Source organism: Nonomuraea sp. NPDC049421 (assembly GCF_040677005.1).
In the GTDB taxonomy this organism is placed as follows: Bacteria; Actinomycetota; Actinomycetes; order Streptosporangiales; family Streptosporangiaceae; genus Nonomuraea; species Nonomuraea salmonea.
Genome location: NZ_JBFAQA010000017.1, coordinates 139,613 through 160,480 on the forward strand (window position 1 = coordinate 139,613; position 20,868 = coordinate 160,480).

Consider the following 20,868-nt stretch of genomic DNA (forward strand, 5'->3'; position numbering starts at 1 on the left):
GCACGCTAGCACGGTTCGGTGAATGAACTAACATGGGGCCATGGCGCTCGGGAAGAACTACGAAGGTCAGAACTGCTCGCTGGCCAGTGCCCTCGAGGTGATCGGCGAGCGGTGGACGCTGCTCATCGTCCGCGACGCCCTCTACGGCGTGCGGCGCTTCGGAGACTTCCAGGCCCATCTCGACATCCCCAAGGCGGTGCTGTCGCAGCGGCTGACCACGCTGGTCGCCGCGAGCATCCTCGAACGCCGCCGCTACCAGGACTCGCCGCCGCGCGACGAGTACGTCCTGACGCCCAGGGGTCGCGAGCTGTGGGTGCCCGTGCTGGCTCTGGCCGCCTGGGGCGAGCGGCACCTGGCCGAGCACGGCCCGCGCCGGCTGTTCCACCACGTGACCTGCGGCACCCGCCTCGACCAGGTCTCCTTCTGCCCTTCCTGTGGCAGGAACGTCGCGCCTGAGGAGGTGGAGCTTCGCCCGGGCCCCGGTCTGCGCGATGGAGTCGTACGGGATGATCCGGTCAGTCTCGCCCTCCGAACACCACACCGGATGCTCGCCCCCATCTCTGACAAGATGGTGGAAACCCCCGAAGGGAGATCACATGACGTGGACGGAGATCGAGTCGGAGGCTGAGCTGCGCGAGCTGCTGGGGGAGGTCATGCCGCGGGCCGCCACCAAGGACCGGCCCCGCCTGCACCCCCGCGACCGCGAATGGCTGGCGGCCTCGCCCTTCTGCCTGATCGCGACGTCCGACGACACGGGTGCCTGCGACGTCTCACCCAAGGGCGACCCGGCCGGGTTCGTGCACGTCATCGACGACACGACGATCGCGATCCCGGAGCGTCCCGGCAACCGCAGAGCGGACGGATTCCGAAATGTCCTGAAAAACCCGCATGTGGGGTTGATCTTTCTCATCCCCGGGCGGAACGAGACCCTGCGCATCAACGGGCGCGCCCGGCTCGTCCGCGAGGCCCCGTTCTTCGACGAGATGATCGTCAAGGGCCACCGCCCGCGCCTCGCGCTCGTGGTCGAGATCGAGCAGATCTTCCACCACTGCGCCAAGGCGTTCCTGCGCTCGGAGCTGTGGAAGCCGGAGACCTGGAACCCCGACGTCCTGCCGTCCAACGCGAGGATCATCAAAGAGGTGCAGACGGTGACCGAGACGGTCGAAGAGCTCGAGCGCTATTACGGGGAGTCGTACAAGCAGCGGCTGTACGGCTGAGCATGATCAGGTCCGGGCCGAAAGAGCGGCCCGGACCTTCTGGCTCAGGCGGCGGGAGTGGGCCCGCCGGGAAACCGGATGACGTTTCTGCCGGTGTAGGCGCGCAGGTCGACGACCTTGGCGTCGGCGGGCGGCTTGCGGTGGCGGTCGGCCGCCCGGATGTCGCGGATCTTGTGCCTGGCAACAGCTGGCGGCACCACCACAAGCCTCTTCATCGTGAGCCCCCCGTGATATTCCTGTTACCTATGTTATCTACAGATACCCCCGTAAGTTCGGTGTAAGGAGCAAGTCAGTAGGGAAGCCGACGACCTGCCGGTGACCGCAGGTCGAGCTCCAGCGCCGGCCGGGGGCGCCGCTTGGCCGACTTCGTGACTCTGACGCGTTTCATGGTGTTTCCCCCTTCGGAAGCGCGTCCTTTCTCCTTTCACGACGCTGCGCCGCGTGTCGCCGGCGACGTCATGACGGCCGGTTGACCTCCGTCATGCGCGCCAACCTAATCGGGGCCGCCCGCCCGCTCAACGCATTTCTACGAAGACGGCAGGGCGATGGTCTCGGCGAGTGATGATTCGTCTCAGGGCCGGGGCCGGCTGTGTCGCCCTGGCCTCCTCTTTCGGACCCTACCCCCCACCGGTCACCTCATTGGCCGCCTCATCAGCCCTTGCAGTTGCCCCACGACTTGCGGCCGCCGAACGCCGTGACGCGGTTGTCCGGGTCGCGCGTCCAGCCCGCGTACCGCACGCACTTCCAGGCCCCCTGGATGTGGCCGGTCTCGGCGTAGTAGCGGTAGCGCTGCTCGTCCTCGCTGCGGCCGCCGCCCTTGACCTCGATGTAGGCGCCGGTGGTCGTACGGGTGCCGGTGAAGGCGGTCTTGATGGCGGCCACGCAGTTCTTGCCGCTGCGCTTGCTGTACATCAGGTAGACGTGGCCGAAGACGACGCCGCGCTTGGTCTTCATCGCCCGGTGGCCGTCCTCGACGCGGTGGAAGCCCTTACCGCAGACGCGCTCGGGGGTGTACGCGGCGGTTGCCGCGTACGCGGTGGAGGGAACGGCGGCGATCCCTGCGGCGGCCAGCGCGGCCGCGACGATCGTTCGGGTGAGCACGTGGAGCCCTTCTGCGAGGTGTGCATGAGCAAGGACGATCTTTACTGTGCTCTGACCGAAATATCAAGCGAAACCCGTCATGTCGAGAAGCGTGACGAAAAGGCGGAATATGGCGGTTTCTTGGGGAAAGGGGACCACGGAACGGGGTATCCCACGAGGCGGATCGACTGACGAGGGGATCACCATGGCCGTCTGCGAGACCTGCGGAAACGACTACGACATGGCCTTCGAGGTGCGCGCGCAGGGAGTGACGCACACCTTCGACTGCTTCCAGTGCGCGATCGAGGCCATGGCGCCCATCTGCGAGCACTGCGGCACCAAGGTCATCGGGCACGGCGTGCAGTCCGGCGAGCACTGGTACTGCTGCGCGCACTGCGCCCGCCAGGAGGGCAGCCAGGGCATCGTCGACCGGGTGATGGCCGGCAGCGCCACCTGACCGCATGCGAGAGGCCGCCGCGCCAGGAGCGGCGCGGCGGCCGGACGGCCTGCGGGGCTCAGCCGGTGAAGCCGATGTCCTCGTACTGGAGGTCGAAGAAGCCGCGCGCCCCCACGTTGGCCAGCGACGCGCGCACGGCCACCAGCTGCGGGCGCTGGTAGAGCGGCAGCACGTTCACCAGCGGCCAGAGCAGCTTGTCGGCCTCGTTCGTCGCCGCCCGCGCCTGAGCCGGGTCGAGCGTCTGCGCGGCCCTGCTCATGGCCTGGTCGATGGCGGGCGACCCGGTGCGGCCGAAGTTGGCGTTCCAGTTCTGACCGTTCGTTGCGTTGGCGTAGATGCCGTAGCTGCTGGAGACCGGGAACGGCGTGCCGATGTACGCGAACGGGGTGATGTCGAAGTTGCCGGGGATGACGTACTTGGTGAAGAAGTCGTCGCTCGGCACGGCCTTGATGGAGAGCTTCACCCCGATCTGGGCGAGCATGCTCTGCGCCAGCTCACCCTCGGCCTTGCTGATCTGCACCCCCGACGGCACCACGAACCGCAGGTCGAGCGTCCTGCCCTGCTTCTGCCTGACCTGGCCGTTGAGCTTCCAGCCGGCGGCGTCGAGCAGCTGCTTGGCCTTGTCGGGGTTGTAGGCGCCGAGCGCGCCCGCGTTGTCCTGGTAGCCCTCCTGGGTGTTCATGAAGAAGTGGTTGTTCAGCGGGGTGACCGGCCAGTCGAGGCCCTGCAGGTCGGACTGCGCGATGGCCTCCCTGTTGATGCCGAGCTGGAGGGCCTGGCGGACCCTCACGTCGGTGAGCAGCGGGCTGGAGCCGTTGAAGGTGAAGTGCCGGAAGTCGGGACCGGCGGCCTGGCGCACCTGGGCGCCGGTGGTGGACCTGGCCCGCGCGTAGTCGGGCGCGGACGGGCCGATGTCGATGATGTCGAGCTCGCCGTTGCCGAACGCGCTGATCAGGGAGTCCTGCTCGGAGGCGCGGAAGATGATGCGGTCGAGCTTGGACCGCTCGCCCCACCACGCGTCGTCGCGTACCAGCGTGATCGTCTTGGCCGTCTGGTCGAACCCGCCGAACTTGAACGGCCCCGCCGTCACCGGGATCTTGTTGAGCCAGGCGGTGTTGAACGACTCCGCGTCGCGGTTGGTCGCGGCCGGCAGCAGCGGCCCGAACAGCGCCTGCCAGTCGCCGAACGGCCGCGCGAACGTCACCACCACCTCATGGTCGTCCTTGCCCCGCGCGACCTTCTCGATGTCCTGGTAACCGGTGGAGGAGACGATGCGGTAGTCGGGGTCGCGGCCGTTGAGCGCCTGCCACTGCGCGCGGTAGTCGGCCCACGTGATCGGCTTGCCGTCGGACCACTTCGCCTTCGGGTTCAGCCGGTACGTCACCACCTGCTTCGGCTTCGTGCTCGTCACCTGCGCGTCGAGCACGTAGTCGGTCTCGGGCGAGATCTCCGCCTTCTCGTCGGACCTGAACGGCGAGGGCAGCAGCGCGTTGCTGATCACCGCGGCCATCGCCAGGTTGCCGTCGACGTGGTTCCTGTTCCACTGGGTCGGGAACTCGTTGATGCCCCAGCGCAGCGTCCCGCCGTCCTTGACCTTCTCGCGCGGCTGCGGGTTGATGTCGAACGCCTTGATCGTCCGCTCGTCACCGGCGCTGTCGGTGGCCCCGGTGCCGCCGCCCTGCTCCTTGCCACAACCGGCCGGCAGCAGCAGCGTGCCCGCCAGCAGTGCCGACACCACACGACGTGATCGTTTCATCGAGCGATTCCCTCCCGGATCGAGCGAGGTCTAGACGACTTCGCGCCTGTCTGCGTAGTGGCAGGCCGCCCCCTGGTCCTCGCCGCCCAGCATGCGCACCTCGGGCTCGGCGTCGACACAGAGCCGGCGCTCGGCGTCGGTCAGCTCGGCGCGGAACTTGGGGCATCGGGTGCGGAAGCGGCAGCCGGAGGGGGGACGGGCGGGGCTCGGCAGGTCGCCTTCGAGCAGGATGCGCTCGCGCGAGCGCTCGCGTACGGGGTCGGGCAGCGGGATCGCCGACAGCAGCGCCTGCGTGTACGGGTGCATCGGCGTGCCGTAGACCGCCTCCACCCGCCCGATCTCGGCGATCCTGCCGAGGTACATCACCGCCACCCGGTCGGCGATGTGCCGCACGACGGCGAGGTCGTGAGCCACGAACAGGTAGGACAATCCGAGCCTGGTGCGCAGCGAGTCGAGCAGGTTGATCACCCCGGCCTGGATCGACACGTCGAGCGCCGAGACCGGCTCGTCCAGGACCAGCAGCCGGGGCTCCAGCGCGAGCGCCCTGGCGATGCCGATGCGCTGGCGCTGGCCGCCGGAGAAGTCCTGCGGGTAGCGGGCGGCGTGGGAGGGGTCGAGGCCGACGAGCGTGAGCAGCTCGCCGACCCGGCGGGCCGGCTCGGGCCTGCCGTGCGTGCGCAGCGGCTCGGCCAGGATGTCGTGCACGGTCATGCGGGGGTCGAGCGAGGCCAGCGGGTCCTGGAAGACGACCTGCATGTCGCGGCGGATCTCGGTGCGCTCGGCCCTGCCGAGCTTCGCGGTGTCGTGGCCGAGCACGACGACGGAGCCCTCCTGGGGCGCGGCCAGCTCAAGGATCTGCGTCAGCGTGGTGGTCTTGCCGCTGCCCGACTCGCCGACCAGGCCGAACGTCTCGCCCTGGCGGATGTCGAAGCTGACGCCGGCCACCGCGTGCACGGTGCCCACCCGGCGCTTGAAGACCGCGCCCTTGAGCAGCGGGAAGTCCTTGACGAGGTGGCGCACCTCCAGCACCGGCCGCTCGCCGCGCGCCCGCAGCCGCACGCCCTCCTCCGGAGCGGCGTGCTTGCCCGGCGGCCTGGGGTGCACCTCCTGCCAGCGGATGCACGCCGCCCGATGGCCCTCGCCGACGTCGTACAGCGGCGGCTCGGCGGCGTCGCACTCGTCGATGCGCATCGGGCAGCGCGGCGCGAACGGGCAGCCGGGCGGCAGCTCGGCGGGCGAGGGCGGGTTGCCCTCGATGGGCGTCAGCGGCTGCCTGGCGCCGGTGTCGACGCGCGGGATCGAGCCGAGCAGCCCCACCGTGTACGGCATCCGCGTCCGATAGAAGACGTCGTCCACGCCGCCCACCTCGACGGGCCGGCCGGCGTACATGACGAGCACCCGGTCGGCGAACCCGGCCACCACCCCCAGGTCGTGGGTGATCATGATGATCGCGGCGCCGGTCTTGGCCTGCGCCCGCTTGAGCACCTCCAGCACCTGCGCCTGCACGGTGACGTCGAGCGCCGTGGTCGGCTCGTCGCAGATGATCACGTCGGGGTCGTTGGCGATGGCCATCGCGATCACCACTCGCTGCCGCATGCCGCCGGAGAACTCGTGCGGGAAGGCCAGCGCCCGCTCCGACGGGTGCGGGATGCCGACGAGGTCGAGCAGCTCGACGGCCTTGACCAGCGCGGTCTCCTTGCTGACCCGCTGGTGCACGCGGACGGCCTCGGCGATCTGGTCGCCCACCCGGTAGACCGGGGTGAGCGCGGACAACGGGTCCTGGAAGACCATCGACATGGTCTTGCCGCGGAAGGCGTTGAGAGCGCGGTCGGGGGCGCCGATCAGCTCGCGGCCGTGCAGGCGTACGGAGCCGGTGACCCGGGCGCGGGGCGGCAGCAGGCCCATCACCGCGGCGCAGGTCAGCGACTTGCCGGAGCCCGACTCGCCGACGATGCCGAGCACCTCGCCAGGACGTACGGCGTAGCTGACCCCGCGTACGGCGGGCACGCCGCCGAACGACACGGTGAGGTCACCGACCTCCAGCACCGGTTTCATCGCGCCCCCCGGGACGAGGACGGATCGAAGGCGTCGCGCAGCGCGTCGCCGACGAGGTTGACCGCCAGCACCGTGACCACCAGCAGCCCGGCCACGAACCAGAACGTCCAGGGCGCGTAGACCGCCGTCTTGGAGCCGTCGGCGATGAGCGTGCCGAACGACACGTCGGGCGGCTGGATGCCGAACCCGAAGTACGACAGCGAGGTCTCGGTGAGGATGGCGCTGCTGACGTTGAGCGTGGCGTCCACGATGAGCAGCGAGGACAGGTTGGGGATGATGTGGCGGAAGATGATCCGCACCGGCGGCACGCCCATGTAGCGGGCGGCCTGCACGAACTCGCGCTCCTTGAGCGAGATCGACATCCCGCGCACGATCTTCGAGGTCACCATCCACAGGAACAGCGCCAGCATGATCACGAACAGCGGCCACTGGCCGGAGCCGAACAGCGGCGACAGGATCGCCAGGATGAGGAACGCCGGCAGCACGAGCAGCAGGTCGGTCAGCCAGCTCAGCGCCCGGTCGGTCCAGCCGAGGAAATAGCCGGCGAACGCGCCCACGACCGCCGCCAGCGCCGTGGACACCAGCGCCGCCAGCAGCCCCACGACCAGCGACTTCTGCATGCCGCGCAGGGTGACGGCGAAGACGTCCGAGCCGGTTTGGAGCGTTCCGAACCAGTGGCGCGCCGACGGCGGCTGCAGGAACGCGGTGAAGTCCTTGTCGGTGTAGGTCCACGGGCTGAACAGCGGCCCCACGAACGCGAGCAGGAACATCAGCGCCAGCACCGCGAACCCGACGCGCCCCTGCGTGGAGCGGAAGAACCGGCCGGCGACCACCCGCGTCCTGGACGGCGCCCTGGTCAGCGTGCCGTCGGACAGTTCTTCCGCCAGCTCCTCCTCCGACAGCGTCATCCGGCCCGCACCCTCGGGTCGAGCGCGGCGTGCAGCAGGTCGGCGGCCAGCGAGGCGCACAGCACGGCGATGGCGGCCAGCAGCGAGATGGCGGCCACGGTGTTGACGTCGTTGCTGAAGATCGAGTTGATCAGCTGCTCGCCCAGCCCGTGCCAGCCGAAGATCTTCTCGGTGAACGTGGCCCCGGTCAGGAGCGCACCGAAGGTGAACGCGAAATAGGTCACCACCGGGATCATCGCCGTGCGCAGCGCGTGGCGGGTCAGCGCCTTGCGCCTGCTCAGCCCCTTGGCCCTGGCGGTGCGGACGAAGTCGGCGCCGAGCACGTCGAGCATCATGTTGCGCTGGTAGCGGCTGAACACCGCGATCAGCCCGACCGACAGCGAGATCGTCGGCAGGATCAGGTGTTGCAGCCGGTCGACCACGTGCCCCCAGAAGCCGGTGGTCAGGCCGTCGCTGTATTCGCCGCTGACCAGCAGCACCGGCCGCCCGAACAGGTCCTCGTTGGCCCACGACGCCACCAGGATCAGCATGTTGGCCAGCACGACCACGGGGATCGCCAGCACCAGGAACGACACGCCGGTGGACAGCCGGTCGAACCAGCCGTACTGGCGGACCGCGGCCAGCGCGCCGGTGAGCACGCCGAGCAGGCTGCCGCACACCAGGCCCAGGATGACCAGCCGGAACGTCACACCCATGCGGCGCTTGAGATCCTCGTTGACCGGCGAGCCCGCGACGGTCTTGCCGAAGTCGCCGCGCAGCACCCCGCCCGCCCACGTCGCGTAGCGCTGCAGCAGCGGCGTCTTGTCGTTGAGGTTGAGCGCCGTGAGCTGGGCGTCCACGACGCCGGGCGGCGGCTTGGGCGTGCGGTCGGCGTAGTTGGAGCGCGGGTCGAGCGCCATGGCCGCCAGCAGGTAGGCGAGACTGGCGGCCACGACGACGAGCACGGCGTAGTTGAGCAGCCTGCGGGCCAGGAACCCCGCCATCGCTCCCCCTCCTACGCGGCCACAGATACGACACGCCACCGAATGTGGCCCATCGTAGTCATATAGCTACACGATGTTAGGGGCGCGGCGCACCTCATGCGTCAAAGAAAGTCAGCGCCCGGCCGTCAGCGCCCGGCCGTCAGCGCCCGGCCAGCTCGTCCACCGCCGTGCGGACGTCCTCACTGGTGATCGTGGTGAGGTCGGCCGCGCTGGCCGAGCCGCCGCGCGCCGCGTGGGCGGCCAGCCGCACGTCGCGGCGCATGGCCGCGCGCTCGAACAGCGAACGCGCGAAGCGGCCGTTGCCCAGCCCGTCGATCAGCCGCTCCTCGCACACCCAGGCGAACACCTCGTCGAGCCTGCTCAGCGCCTCGTCGTCGAAGGTGTCGCCGGACTTCTCGGCCAGCAGCACCGCGATCTGCGACAGCTCGGCGGGTGAGTAGCTGGGGAAGGCGACGCGCTGGTTGAAACGGCTGGCCAGGCCGGGGTTGGTGGCGAGGAAGGCGTCCATCTCGCGCTCGTAGCCGGCCAGCACGATGACGAGCCGGTCGCGGTCGTCCTCGGCCCGCTTGAGCAGGGTCTGCACGGCCTCGGCGCCGAACGCGTCGCCGCCCTGGTAGCCGGGGTTGACCAGGCTGTAGGCCTCGTCGATGAACAGCACGCCGCCGAGCGCCCGGTCGACCAGCTCGTTGGTCTTGATCGCGGTCGAGCCGAGGTGCTGGCCGACCAGGTCGGCGCGGTGCGCCTCGACGACGTCGGGCCTGGGCAGCAGGCCGAGCGCGGCGAAGACGCGGCCGAGCACGCGGGCCACCGTGGTCTTGCCGGTGCCTGGCGGGCCGGTGAAGACGAAGTGGCGCATCTGCTGCGGCGTGGGCAGGCCGCGCTCCTGGCGCATCCTGGCCACCTGGAGCTGGGCGGCGATGGCGTGCACCTGCCGCTTGACCGGGGCGAGCCCGGCCATCCTGTCGAGGTCGGCGAGCGCCTCCTCCAGCGTGGGCGTGGCGACGTAGCCGCGGAAGCGGGCGGTCAGCTCGTCGAACGCCTTGGTGACGTCGGGCGTGGTGGTGGTGACGAGGTCGTGCGTGGTCGGGGTGCCGCCGGCGCCCACCACGCGCACGTCGCGGGCCTGCGCGGCGGCCTCGACCAGGCTGCGCGCGAAGCGGGCGTTGCCCAGCTCGTCGACCAGGCCGCGGCGGTGGACGTCCTCGTAGAGGCCGAGCAGCGCGCGCCGGGTCTCGGGCGCCATCGTGTCGCCCCTGCGGCGCTGCAGCAGCTCGGTGACCTCGACCAGCTCGGCGGGGGAGTAGCCGGGGAAGCGCACCCGGGTGGCGAACCTGCTGGCCAGCCCCGGGTTGCTGGACAGGAACGCGCTCATCTCCTGCTCGTAGCCGGCCAGGATGATGATCAGCCGGTCGCGGTCGTCCTCGGCCCGCTTGAGCAGGGTCTGCACGGCCTCGGCGCCGAACCGGTCGGGCTGGCCGTCGGAGGAGTTGACCAGCCCGTACGCCTCGTCGATGAACAGCACGCCGCCGAGCGCCCGGTCGACCAGCTCGTTGGTCTTGATCGCGGTCGCGCCCAGGAACTCGCCCACCAGATCGGCCCGCTGCGCCTCGACGACGTAGGGGGTCTCCAGCAGGCCGAACGCGTAGAAGATCTTGGCGAGTGCGCGGGCGACGCTGGTCTTGCCGGTGCCGGGCGGACCGACGAAGACGAAGTGCCTGGTGGGGCGGCCGGTGGTGTAACCGGCCTCGGCGCGCAGGCGGCCGGCCTCGATGGAGGCGGCGATCGAGCGCACCTGCTCTTTGACCGGCTGCAGGCCGATCATGCTCTCCAGCTCGCCGAGCGCCTCCTCGACGGAGATCTGCGGCGGGGCGCCCTGCTTGTCCTGGGGCGACTCGGGGCGGCCCTCGCGCACCCTGACGCGTACCTGCTGCTCTTCCGCGGCGGCGGCCTCGGCCTTGACCCGGCGGGCCACCAGGAACCGCTGTACGAGCACGGCCGCGGCGGCGGCGTAAGCGACCCAGACCGCGGCAGCGATGGAGGAGAAGGCGAAGGCGACCAGGGCGCCGAGCACTCCTGCGGGGGCGAGCGCCATCAGTGTGGTCAGCCACGGCGTCACCCAACGGATCAGGTGGGCCGCGCCGGCGACGGGCAGGGACAGCGCGACCATGAGGTGCACGGCCCCGGCACCGGGACCGAACAGTGTGGAGAAGAGCGGCAGCGCCAGCACCACCCAGCCCGCGACGACCAGCATGGTCGCGGCGGCCCTGGGAAAGCGCATGGTCAGCGCCACGAAGGCGAGCAGCAGCAGCACCAGGGGGAAGGTCTGGAGAAGGTCCCAGCCGAGTGCCGCGCCCACGCCCATGACGGTCACGAGCACGACCGCGTAGAGGACCCGGCGCACGGCCGGGGGAATCTGGAAATAACGCAGCCGAACCTTTTCGAACAGATCCCGCGCCGCGGCCCTCCCCGCGGTCTGGGTCCTGCCGGACTCACGCATCACGCCTCCCCGGTCCGCCCCCGGTTATACCGCACCAGGCCGACAGTTGGGCGGTCCTGACACGCTAGGTGGAGGTCACGAAAAGGGCTATCCTGCGGCCGAGCTCGGCGCCCGCGTCCTCTTGCAGGAAGTGCCCCGCGCCTTCGATCTCGGGATGCCGCAGGCCCGCGGCGCCGCGCAGCGACTTCTTGAGCACGGGCGCCATGCCGCCGGTGATCGGGTCGCCGTCGGAGAAGGCCACCAGCACCGGCCGGTCGAGCGTGGTCAGGATCTCCCAGGCAGCGCGGTTGGCGGGCGCCGCGGGGTCGTCGGGCGTGTTGGGCACGAGACCGGGCATGGCGCGCGGCCCCGCCTTGTAGGACTCGTCGGGAAACGGCGCGTCGTAGGCCGCCCGCACCTCGGGCGCCAGCTTGGTCGTGCAGCCCGCCTGGATCAGCCGGGCGATGTCCAGCACCGGCGCCTTGCGCACCGCGTCCCTGAACCGGTGCCACACCTCGGGCATGGGAATGTCACCCGTCGGCAAGCCCGTGTTGGCCGCGACGATCCGCGCCACCCGGCCGGGGTGCTCGGCGGCGATGCGCAGCCCGATGAGGCCGCCCCAGTCCTGGCCGGCGATCGTCACGCCCGTCAGGCCGAGCGCGTCGAACAGCAGGGCCCTGGTCCACTCGACGTGCCTGGCGTAGGTGTGATCGGCCTGCTCGGCGGGCTTGTCGGAGCGGCCGAACCCGATCAGGTCGGGCGCGATGGCGCGCAGTCCCGCCGCGGTCAGCTCGGGAATGACGTGCCGGTAGAGGAAGGACCAGCTCGGCTCGCCGTGCAGCAGGACGACGGGCTCGCCGTCGGCGGGGCCCGCCTCGACGTACGCCATCCGCAGCCCGTCGCCGACCTCGGCGTAGTGCGGCTCGTAGGGGAAGCCGGGCAGTCCGGCGAAGCGCTCTTCAGGGGTGCGCAGAATCCGCATAGAACAACATTCTACTCAGCGGCGCTGGTGCCGCCCGGGGAACTCGCCGACGAGCACCTGCTTGGGCGTCACCCACAACACGTCGGAGTCGGCCTGCGCCACGCCGCGCACCTCCACCCAGAACCGCCGCTGCAACGGGTCCGCGGCGAACACCGCCACCCGCGGGTCGTCCTCGATGGCCTGCCACGCCTCGGTCTCGGCGATCAGCCGCAGCTCGCCGGCCGAGGTGACGGTCGCCACCGCGCCGGCGACGCGGGGCCCGAGCGCGTCGCCGTACGACAGGACGATGCTGCGGGCGTAGGAGAAGGTCTGGCGGACGTCGGAGTCGAGCGGGACCGACGGCTCCGCGCCCATCGGCAGGTCGCACATGAGCATCGAGGAGCGCCACGGCCCGGGACCGCCGCGCCACCAGGCGAGCAGCGCGCGCCCCGCGAACACCGCCGCCACCGCGAGCAGCGCGCCGAGCCCGGCGCGCCACGCCCACGCCTGTCCCAGCAGCCCGCCCGCCGCGCACGCCACCGCGCCCAGCACCACCAGCGCCGACGCGACGGCCAGCGCCCTGTCACCGTGCCCCCGCGCCCGCAGATACCCCCGCACCAGCGGGTACGGCACCGCGACGGCGGCCACCACCGCCCGCGGCTCCACCACCAGCGCCCCGGCCACCAGCGTCACCAGCACCGACCACGTCCTGCCGAGCACGATCCACAGCAGTACGCCGGTGTTCCGCCTGGCCGCCCGCTCGGCCGCCCGCGCGGGCAGCGTCTCGGCCAGCGCCGGCAGCGGACGCCCCCGCCACGTCTCCGCCAGCGCCCGTACGCCCGCCAGCGCGGGCCAGCTCAGCACCACGTAACCGGCCAGCCCCGCCCACACGGGGTCGAAGGCGCGCGGCAAAGCAGGTACGGCGCCCAGCAGCAGCCAGGCCGCGAACGCCGGCACCGCCAGGGCCGCCGACACCACCGACCCCCCGAGCCAGGGGTCCCGGCGCAGCATCGCCCTCGCGTACGACCAGACCGCCACCCGCCGCGCCTGCCTGACCGTGAGCGGCACCAGCAGCACCAGCACTGCGAACCCGCCGAGCCGCGCCTGCGCGCCCCAGTCCAGCAGGAGCGCGCACGCCGCAACGGCCGGCGTGGCCACCGCGAGCAGCAGCCTGACCTGGCGCGACCAGACCTCCAGCGCCCGCCTGGCCCGCCCTGTCTCGCGCGGCACGACCGGCCAGGCCGGGTCGTGGTGCGCGCGGGGCGGATCCCACCGCAGCAGGGCCAGGCCCAGGTTGACGCGGGCCTGCGGGTCTTCGGGGTCGAGCGCGAGCGCCGCCCGGTACGAGCGCGCCGCGCGTACGTGCTCGCCGCGCAGCAGCGCGAGGTCCCCCAGCATCACCGCGGGCCCCGGCTGCTCGGGCGCGAACTTCTCGGCCAGGATCGCGTGCTCCACGGCCTCCTGCCAGCGGCCGGGAATCCGGCGCAGCACCGCGGCCAGGCGCAGCCGGGCGGGCCACGAGCCGCGCGAGAGTTCCACGGCCCGCTCGGCGGCGGGCAGGGCGTCGGCGTCGCGGCCGAGCCGCTCGTGGGCGAGGCTGATGAGCCGGTACGGCCACTCGGCGCCCGGCTCGCGGTCGGCGGCGTTCCTCGCGGCTTCGAGTGCGGACTCGGGGCGGCCGGCGTTCAGCCTGGTCACGGCCTCTTCGCACCATTCGCGGGAGGACCGGTCGGAGGGATGGGTGGTTGTGTCACGTCCGTCGGTCCCCACACGTACCATGATCGGCTCCGATCCGATCGATGGATAGATGCCGACATATGGCTGTATCTCTCTAGAGAGGTCGGGGCCGACCGTGGATCGTCCGATACCGCTATGACAAGTGCCTGACATGGCCTAAGCTGCCACGCAAGCCGGAGCGCCGGAGCCAGGACACCCCACCGCGCTTCCGCCCCCGGTCGATCACCAGCACGTGCGGGCCCTGTGATTCGGATCGGCCTGCAAGGAGGCCCATGACCGTCACACAGGCCGCACCCCTCGTCCGCGTCGCCGACCGGGATCCTCGTGACCGCCGCTGGTCCATCCTGGTGCTGCTCTGTCTGAGCCTGCTGCTCATCACGGTCGACGCGACCGTCCTGCACATCGCGGTGCCCGCGCTCACGGCCGCGCTCGAACCCTCCGCGGTGCAGCTCCTGTGGATCATCGACATCTACTCGCTGGTCGTGGCGCCACTGCTGATCATGTTCGGCACGCTGGGCGACAAGTACGGCCGCAAGCGGCTGGTGCTGTGCGGTTTCGTGCTGTTCGGGGTGGCCTCGGCCGGGGCCGCGTTCGCCCCGACGCCGCTGACGCTCATCCTCGCCAGGGCGCTGCTCGGTGTGGGCGGCGCGATGATCATGCCGGCCACGCTGTCGCTGATCCGCCAGGTCTTCACCGACCGGCGGGAGCGGGCCATCGCGCTCGGCGTCTGGAGCGCGGTCGCCGCCGCCGGCGCCGCCGTCGGGCCGCTCATCGGCGGCGTGCTCGTCGGTCTCTGGTGGGGCGCGGTCTTCCTCATCAACGTGCCGATCCTGCTGGTGCTGCTGCCCGCCGCCGTACGCCTGCTGCCCGAGTCGCGCGAGCGCCCCGACCGGCCATGGGACGTCGCCAGCGCGATCCTGTCGGTGCTCGGCATCCTGGCGCTGGCCTTCGGCCTGAAGGAGGCCGGCTCCGGCAGCCTCATGCCGCTGTGGGCCTCGGTGCTGGTGTTCTTCACCGGGGTGGGGCTGCTCGTGGCCTTCGTCCGCCGCCAGACGCGGCTGCGCGAGCCGTTCCTGGAGGTCGGCCTGTTCCGGCGGCGCTCGTTCACGACCGGCGTCACCGGCGTGCTGCTCGGCGTGTTCGCGCTGGTCGGGCTGCAGCTCATGCTCGCCCAATACCTGCAGCTCGTGCTCGGCGACAGCCCCGTGCGCGCGGCGCTGCGCATGCTGCCCCTGGTCGCCTCGGCCATCGCGGGCGGTCTCGCCGCCGCCCACATCCTGCCCAAGATCGGCATGCGGGCCACGATGAGCGGCGGGCTCGGCCTCGTCGCGTTCTCCCTGACCCCCACGCTGACCTGGGGCGTCGAGGGGCATCCCGTGATGCTCGCGTGCTGCTTCGTGGGCATCGGCTTCGGCGTGCAGGTGGCGCTGCTCGCCGCGTCCGACACGATCATGGCCGCCGCCCCCGAGTCGCAGGCGGGCGGCGCGGCGGCGATCGAGGAGACCGCGTACGAGCTGGGCGCCGGACTCGGTGTGGCCGTGCTCGGCACGATCACCGCCATCGTCTACGCCCCCGGGCTCCCGTCCGTCCCCGGCGTGCCCGCGGGCGGCATGGACGAGGCCCGCCAGTCGCTCGCCTCGGCCGCCCACGTCGCGAACCAGCTCGGCGGCCAGACCGGCGGCGCGCTGCTCGACGCCGCCCGGTGGGCCTTCGTCAACGCCCTGCACACGACGGTGGTCGTGAGCGTCGTCCTGCTCAGCCTGACCGCCGTCGTGGTGGCCATGCTGCTCAGCCGTGATTGAGGTGTGCCATGTCCCGATTAGGGCAGACAACTCCCGTGAAACAGTCGCTACGTGATCTTGCCGCGCTCGTCGCCCGGTTAGGCGTGGGCGGGATCTTCTTCGCCAACGGCTGGGCCAAGCTCGAAGACGGCCTGAAGATCACCGGGGCGAAGTTCCTGGAGCAGGGCGCCCCCGCTCCCGGCGCCTGGGCCACGGTCACCATGCTCGCCGAGCTCATCGGCGGCGCGCTGCTCATCGCCGGGCTCGCGGTCTCCATCACGGGGCTGATCCTCTTCGCCGAGGCGCTGGCCGTCTTCCTGGTCGCGCCCCCGCTCAATCCCATCAGCCTGAACGAGCTCATCCTCCTCGGCGCGGCCAGCCTGCTGCTCGCCGTCGTCGGCGCGGGCCGCGTGTCGGTCGATCACATGGTCGTCATCAGGCGCAGGGAGTCGCAGGCGGCCGACGAGTTCGCCGCCGACACCGAGGCCGACCGCGTGATCGCCGCGCTCAAGGAGCCCGAGGAGAAACCCGCCGAACCGGCTCCGGCTCCGGCTCCGAAGACGGAGGAGACCCCCTCCTCGTCCGAGGACACCGCGCCCCACCCGAAGCCGCGTACCGCGGCCAAGGAGCCGGGCAACGGCGAGGAGGTCACGACCGCAGCGGGAGACACGCTGGTGGCGGGCCGCAAGAAGCCGGCGCCGCGCAACCGCCGCCCCTCCACCGACTGATCGAACACCCCTGGGGTTTCCGGGCGGGCGGCGTTGGACTCCCCGCACCCACCTCGACCGTCCCACCCGACAAGGTGCTGGCGAGCAGGGAGGGCACGTTCGAGAGCGAGAAGTTCAGGATCGACGTCGTCCAGAGCCGATGTACCGATCGCGCGCTACAGGTCAGCGGTGAGCCGGGCGACCGTGCGCATCTTGTTCATCGCGTCCAGCGCCGCCACCTTGTACGACTCCGCGAGCGTCGGATAGTTGAACACCGCGTTGACCAGGTAGTCGACCGTGCCGCCGCACCCCATGACGGTCTGCCCGATGTGCACCAGTTCGGTGGCGCCCGTGCCGAACACGTGCACGCCGAGCAGCCGGCGGTCCTCGGAGGACACCAGCAGCTTGAGCATGCCGTACGAGTCGCCGATGATCTGCCCCCTGGCCAGCTCCCGGTAGCGGGAGATGCCCACCTCGAACGGCACCTTGTCGCGGGTCAGCTCGTCCTCCGAGCGGCCGACGAAGCTGATCTCGGGAATGGTGTAGATGCCGATGGGCGGCAGCTCGGCCAGGTCGCCCGACGGCTCGCCGCAGGCGTGCTGCGCGGCCAGCCTGCCCTGCTCCATCGAGGTGGCGGCCAGCGCGGGAAAGCCGATCACGTCGCCGACGGCGTAGATGTGGGGCACCTCGGTGGCGAAGTTCTCGTCCACCTTGATCCGGCCGCGGTCGTCGGCGGACAGTCCGGCGGCCTCCAGGCACAGCTCGGCGGTCTTGCCATGGCGGCCGGCCGAGTACATGACGCAGTCGGCCGGGATGATCTTGCCGCTCTCCAGCAGGGTCAGCGCGCCGCGCGGGCGGCGCTCGACGGCCGCCACGTTCTCGCCGAACCGGAAGGTGACCGCGAGGTCACGCAGGTGGTACTTCAGCGCCTCGACGATCTCCAGGTCGCAGAACTCCAGCATGCGCTCGCGCCGCTCGATCACGGTCACCTTGGTGCCGAGCGCGGCGAACATGGAGGCGTACTCGATGCCGATCACCCCGGCACCCACCACGACCAGCGTCTCGGGCACCCGGTCGAGCCGCAGGATCGCGTCGGAGTCGATCACGGTCTTGTCGTCGAACTCGACGCTCGCCGGCCGGGCCGGCGAGGTGCCCGTCGCGATCACGATCTTGTCAGCGGTGACCTTCTTCTCGTCCTGGTCCTCGCCGGTGATGCCGATCGTGTACGGGTCGAGGAAGCGGCCGGTGCCCTGCAGCACCGTCACGTGGTTGCGGGCCAGCTGGGCGCGGATCACCTGGATCTCGCGGCCGATCACGTGCTGGGTGCGCATGCCGAGGTCGGTGACCGTGATCTCGTCCTTGACGCGGTAGCTGGCGCCGTACAGCTCCCGCTGGTTGAGCCCCGTCAGATAGAGGACGGCCTCGCGCAGCGTCTTCGACGGGATCGTGCCCGTGTTGATGCACACGCCGCCGATCATGTTCCGTTTCTCGATCACCGCCACACGCCTGCCGAGTTTCGCGGCCGCGATCGCCGCCTTCTGCCCGCCCGGTCCCGAGCCCAGGACCACCACATCGAAGTCCGCCACGCCGTCCAGTCTGCGGGGTCGCCCGTGCGGCGGAAAAGACCCCTCTGGGAGACTCCGGGGTATGTCTCGCAGATTCACGCAGGTCGACGTCTTCGCCGCCACTCCGTACCTCGGCAACGCGCTCGCGGTCGTCATCGACGCCGACGGGCTGAGCACGGAGGAGATGCAGCGCTTCGCCCGATGGACGAACCTGTCGGAGACCACCTTCCTGCTGCCGCCGACCAGCGGGGAGGCCGACTACCGGGTGCGCATCTTCACCCCCGACCGCGAGCTGCCCTTCGCCGGGCATCCCACGCTGGGCTCCTGCCACGCCTGGCTGGAGGCGGGCGGCGTGCCGCGCAAGGAGGGCGAGGTGGTGCAGGAGTGCGGGGCCGGGCTCGTGCCGCTGCGCGTCACCGGCGACGGCCTGGCCTTCGAGGCGCCGCCGCTGATCCGTTCGGGACCGGTCGACGAGGAGCTGCTCGGCCGGGTCGTCGCCGCGCTCGGCATCGCGCGCGCCGACATCGTGGCCGCCGAGTGGGCCGCCAACGGCCCCCACTGGATCGGGGTGCTGCTGGCGGACGCCGAGCAGGTGCTCGCGCTGCGCCCCGGCACGGTGCCGGAGGACATCGGCGTGGTGGGTCCCTACCCCGAGGGGTCGGAGTGCGCGTTCGAGGTGCGGGCGTTCTTCCCGCAGAACGGCGCCACCGTCGAGGACCCCGTGACCGGCAGCCTGAACGCCGCGCTCGCCCAGTGGCTGCTGCGCACCGGCCGGGCGAGCGCCCCCTACGTCGCCTCGCAGGGCACCGTGATCGGCAGGCGGGGCCGCGTGCACGTCTCGACCGACGCCGAGAGCCGGGTCTGGGTCGGCGGCGCGGTCACGACCTGCGTCACGGGCACACTCAACCGCTGAGCCGCCGTGCGCGTCACGAGCCGGCCGGGCGGGCGAGGCCCCGCGCGAGCGTGAAGCGGACCTGGTCGCCTGGTCGCAGCTGGGCGGCGACCGGCAGGTCGGCGTCCAGCACGACCGCGATCACCGGGTAGCCGCCGGTGGGCGGGTGGTCGGCGAGGAAGACGATCGGCTGCCCGCTCGGCGGCACCTGCACCGCCCCGGTCACCATGCCCTCGCTGGGCAGCTCGCCCTCCCTGGCCCGCGCCAGCTCGGCTCCGTGCAGCCGCACGCCGACGCGGTTGCTGTCCTGGCTCACCTCGTACGGCCGCCCGCACAGCACCTCCAGCGCGCCGCCCGCGAACCAGTCGTCGCGCGGCCCCGGCACCACCCGCAGCGCGGCGGGCCGCGGCCCCGGCAGCGGCGCCTGATCCACGGTGATCAGCCCGCCGGCCGCGCCGACCGGCAGCGTGTCGCCGGCCCGCAGCGGCGGTGGCCCGAGCCCGGACAGCGAGTCGGTCGACCTGCTGCCGAGCACCGGCTCGACCGCGACGCCGCCGCGCACCGCCACGTACGTGCGCAGCCCTGTCTCGGGCATCCCGAAGACCAGCTCGGCTCCGGCGGGCACCCAGAACGGCGCCCCCATGCCGGGCCGCACCCCGGAGGCGCCCGCGGCCCGCACCTCCAGCGGCGCCCCGGTGACCGCCACCCAGGCCGCGTCCGCGAACCGCAGCCGCGCCCCGCCGAACGTCAGCTCGACTCCCGCCGCCCACTCGGCGTTGCCGACCAGCCGGTTGGCCAGCTTCAACGCGGGCGCGTCCGCCGCGCCCGAGCACGGCACGCCCAGATGCGCGAACCCCGGCCGCCCGAGATCCTGGACGGTCGCGTAAGGACCCGGCGCCACGACGTCGATCATGCGACCTCGAACCGCACCCGCGTGCCCGGCCTGAACAGCGACGGTGGGTCGGCGGAAACGTCCCACACCCGCACGGACGTCCGCCCGAGCAGCCGCCACCCGCCCGGCGACGCCGTCGGATAGACCGCCGAGTAGGGCCCCGCGACGGCCACGGACCCGGCGGGCACCGACGTGCGCGGCGTGTCCAGCCGGGGCATCTCCAGCACCGGGTCGAGCCCGGTCAGGTAGGCGAAGCCGGGGGCGAACCCCAGCCACCCCACCACCAGCTCGCGGCCGGTGTGCCGGTCGATCACCTCCGCCACGGAGATCCCGGCCAGCTCGGCCACGGACTCCAGGTCGGCCCCGTCGTAGACGACGGGGATGGTCACGACAGGCCGTTCGCGGCCTTCGTCCGTCGCCGTCTTGCCGCCCTCCTCGCGTACGACCGACTCGAGCCGCGCCCGCAACCGCCCCTGATCCGCGCCAGGCGCCACCACCAGCACCGTCGCGGGCCCCGGCACGATCTCCACGACGCCCGCCGGCCGCGCCGCGCGCAACGCCGCGTCGACGCGGTGCGACAGCTCCAGCGAGCCCGTCTCCACGAGCAGCCCGTGCTCCCCGGCCGTGCGGATCACGCGAACGCCTGCAGGACCACTCCGGCGGCCAGCAGCGCGTCGCGCACCCCCTGCGCCAGCCTGACCGCGTCAGGCGTGTCTCCGTGGACGCAGATGGAACGCGCGGAAAGAGGCACGGAACTGCCGTCAGCGGCCGTCACAGAGCCTTCCACGGCCATCTGGCGGGCGCGGGCGGCCACCGCCCCGGGGTCGTGGATGACCGAGCCCGGCTCGCGGCGCGGCACCAGCATGCCCGCCGGCGTGTACGCCCGGTCGGCGAACGCCTCGCTCACCGTCGGCACCCCCTCGGCCGCCGCCACCCGGTGCACCACCGAGCCGGGCAGGGTCAGCACCGGCAGCGCGGGGTCGTAGTCGGCGACCGCCTCGATCACCGCCGTGGCCTGCTCCTCGTCGCGGCAGATCCGGTTGTAGAGCGCGCCGTGCGGCTTGACGTAGGAGACCCGCCCGCCCATCGCCCTGGCGATGCCGTCGACGGCGGCGAGCTGGTAGAGCACCTCGGCGCACAGCTCCTCCGGCTCGACCTCCATCTCCCTGCGCCCGAAGTGGGCCAGGTCGCGATAGGACACCTGCGCCCCGATCGACACCCCGCGGTCCACGGCCGCCGCGCACGTGCGCCTGATCGTCACCGGGTCGCCCGCGTGAAAGCCGCAGGCCACGTTGGCGCTCGTGACGATGTCGAGCAGCGCGAGGTCGTCGCCGAGCCGCCAGATGCCGAAACCCTCGCCCAGGTCAGCGTTCAGGTCGATCACCATGGCACCCATCATGG

At 71.7% G+C, this 20,868-nt stretch carries 19 protein-coding genes; 6 read left to right on the plus strand and 13 right to left on the minus strand.

What is annotated here, in order from left to right; translation table 11 throughout:
* Nucleotides 1–40 precede the first annotated feature (40 nt).
* Together AB0K18_RS27660 and AB0K18_RS27665 are read left to right on the plus strand one after the other, a co-directional pair.
* Nucleotides 41–628 carry a helix-turn-helix domain-containing protein gene (locus tag AB0K18_RS27660; RefSeq protein WP_364919563.1) on the plus strand — a complete coding sequence of 196 codons (588 nt, stop codon included), beginning with the start codon at nucleotides 41–43 and terminating at the stop codon, nucleotides 626–628.
* Entirely contained in the window at nucleotides 597–1,217 is a 621-nt protein-coding gene (locus tag AB0K18_RS27665) for a pyridoxamine 5'-phosphate oxidase family protein (RefSeq protein WP_364919565.1), read from the plus strand. Before AB0K18_RS27660 ends, AB0K18_RS27665 begins: the two co-directional genes overlap by 32 nt.
* A 44-nt stretch (nucleotides 1,218–1,261) precedes the next feature.
* Here the strand turns inward: AB0K18_RS27665 and AB0K18_RS27670 are convergent, their stop codons facing one another.
* Together AB0K18_RS27670 and AB0K18_RS27675 are read right to left on the minus strand one after the other, a co-directional pair.
* Nucleotides 1,262–1,432 (minus strand): hypothetical protein, encoded by a 171-nt coding sequence (locus tag AB0K18_RS27670; protein WP_364919568.1) that lies wholly within the window; start codon nucleotides 1,430–1,432, stop codon nucleotides 1,262–1,264.
* A 436-nt stretch (nucleotides 1,433–1,868) separates the two neighbouring features.
* Nucleotides 1,869–2,318, minus strand: coding sequence for a hypothetical protein (locus tag AB0K18_RS27675; protein WP_364919571.1), 450 nt, complete (start codon nucleotides 2,316–2,318; stop codon nucleotides 1,869–1,871).
* 184 nt (nucleotides 2,319–2,502) lie between these two features.
* Between AB0K18_RS27675 and AB0K18_RS27680 the strand changes: the two genes are divergently transcribed.
* Complete coding sequence (locus AB0K18_RS27680; RefSeq protein ID WP_355413081.1) at nucleotides 2,503–2,754, plus strand: hypothetical protein; 252 nt, start codon at nucleotides 2,503–2,505, stop codon at nucleotides 2,752–2,754.
* Nucleotides 2,755–2,812: 58 nt separating this feature from the next.
* Here the strand turns inward: AB0K18_RS27680 and AB0K18_RS27685 are convergent, their stop codons facing one another.
* The 7 genes from AB0K18_RS27685 to AB0K18_RS27715 all read right to left on the minus strand — a co-directional run bounded on the left by AB0K18_RS27685 (nucleotide 2,813) and on the right by AB0K18_RS27715 (nucleotide 13,591).
* Nucleotides 2,813–4,510, minus strand: a complete 1,698-nt coding sequence (locus tag AB0K18_RS27685) for an ABC transporter family substrate-binding protein (protein ID WP_364919573.1) — start codon at nucleotides 4,508–4,510, stop codon at nucleotides 2,813–2,815.
* Between the two features lie 30 nt (nucleotides 4,511–4,540).
* Nucleotides 4,541–6,565 carry an ABC transporter ATP-binding protein gene (locus AB0K18_RS27690; RefSeq protein WP_364919576.1) on the minus strand — a complete coding sequence of 675 codons (2,025 nt, stop codon included), beginning with the start codon at nucleotides 6,563–6,565 and terminating at the stop codon, nucleotides 4,541–4,543.
* Nucleotides 6,562–7,473 carry an ABC transporter permease gene (locus AB0K18_RS27695; protein ID WP_355413087.1) on the minus strand — a complete coding sequence of 304 codons (912 nt, stop codon included), beginning with the start codon at nucleotides 7,471–7,473 and terminating at the stop codon, nucleotides 6,562–6,564. Before AB0K18_RS27695 ends, AB0K18_RS27690 begins: the two co-directional genes overlap by 4 nt.
* Entirely contained in the window at nucleotides 7,470–8,456 is a 987-nt protein-coding gene (locus tag AB0K18_RS27700) for an ABC transporter permease (RefSeq protein WP_364919581.1), read from the minus strand. The genes AB0K18_RS27695 and AB0K18_RS27700 overlap by 4 nt, the downstream gene beginning before the upstream one ends.
* A gap of 139 nt (nucleotides 8,457–8,595) precedes the next feature.
* Entirely contained in the window at nucleotides 8,596–10,953 is a 2,358-nt protein-coding gene (locus tag AB0K18_RS27705; RefSeq protein ID WP_364919584.1) for an AAA family ATPase, read from the minus strand.
* A 64-nt stretch (nucleotides 10,954–11,017) separates the two neighbouring features.
* Nucleotides 11,018–11,914 (minus strand): haloalkane dehalogenase, encoded by an 897-nt coding sequence (locus AB0K18_RS27710; RefSeq protein ID WP_364919587.1) that lies wholly within the window; start codon nucleotides 11,912–11,914, stop codon nucleotides 11,018–11,020.
* 15 nt (nucleotides 11,915–11,929) lie between these two features.
* Nucleotides 11,930–13,591, minus strand: a complete 1,662-nt coding sequence (locus AB0K18_RS27715; RefSeq protein WP_364919589.1) for a hypothetical protein — start codon at nucleotides 13,589–13,591, stop codon at nucleotides 11,930–11,932.
* A 311-nt stretch (nucleotides 13,592–13,902) separates the two neighbouring features.
* Here AB0K18_RS27715 and AB0K18_RS27720 point away from each other — a divergent pair, with 311 nt between their 5' ends.
* Together AB0K18_RS27720 and AB0K18_RS27725 are read left to right on the plus strand one after the other, a co-directional pair.
* Complete coding sequence (locus tag AB0K18_RS27720) at nucleotides 13,903–15,432, plus strand: MFS transporter (RefSeq protein WP_364919592.1); 1,530 nt, start codon at nucleotides 13,903–13,905, stop codon at nucleotides 15,430–15,432.
* A gap of 35 nt (nucleotides 15,433–15,467) precedes the next feature.
* Nucleotides 15,468–16,139 carry a DoxX family protein gene (locus AB0K18_RS27725; RefSeq protein ID WP_364919595.1) on the plus strand — a complete coding sequence of 224 codons (672 nt, stop codon included), beginning with the start codon at nucleotides 15,468–15,470 and terminating at the stop codon, nucleotides 16,137–16,139.
* Nucleotides 16,140–16,294: 155 nt separating this feature from the next.
* On the opposite strand, the gene sthA is transcribed toward AB0K18_RS27725, so the two are convergent.
* Complete coding sequence (gene sthA, locus AB0K18_RS27730) at nucleotides 16,295–17,704, minus strand: Si-specific NAD(P)(+) transhydrogenase (protein ID WP_364919598.1); 1,410 nt, start codon at nucleotides 17,702–17,704, stop codon at nucleotides 16,295–16,297.
* Nucleotides 17,705–17,765: 61 nt separating this feature from the next.
* Here sthA and AB0K18_RS27735 point away from each other — a divergent pair, with 61 nt between their 5' ends.
* Entirely contained in the window at nucleotides 17,766–18,596 is an 831-nt protein-coding gene (locus tag AB0K18_RS27735) for a PhzF family phenazine biosynthesis protein (protein WP_364919600.1), read from the plus strand.
* 13 nt (nucleotides 18,597–18,609) lie between these two features.
* On the opposite strand, the gene AB0K18_RS27740 is transcribed toward AB0K18_RS27735, so the two are convergent.
* Genes AB0K18_RS27740 through AB0K18_RS27750 form a run of 3 tightly spaced genes read right to left on the minus strand, consistent with a single transcriptional unit; the run spans nucleotide 18,610 to nucleotide 20,854 of the window.
* On the minus strand, nucleotides 18,610–19,488 hold the full coding sequence (locus AB0K18_RS27740) for a biotin-dependent carboxyltransferase family protein (RefSeq protein ID WP_364919602.1): 879 nt from the start codon (nucleotides 19,486–19,488) through the stop codon (nucleotides 18,610–18,612).
* A complete protein-coding gene (locus AB0K18_RS27745) occupies nucleotides 19,485–20,102 on the minus strand; it encodes an allophanate hydrolase subunit 1 (protein ID WP_364919605.1) in 618 nt (205 codons plus the stop codon). Before AB0K18_RS27745 ends, AB0K18_RS27740 begins: the two co-directional genes overlap by 4 nt.
* Nucleotides 20,099–20,854, minus strand: a complete 756-nt coding sequence (locus AB0K18_RS27750; RefSeq protein ID WP_364557327.1) for a 5-oxoprolinase subunit PxpA — start codon at nucleotides 20,852–20,854, stop codon at nucleotides 20,099–20,101. Before AB0K18_RS27750 ends, AB0K18_RS27745 begins: the two co-directional genes overlap by 4 nt.
* Between the last annotated feature and the right edge of the window lie 14 nt (nucleotides 20,855–20,868).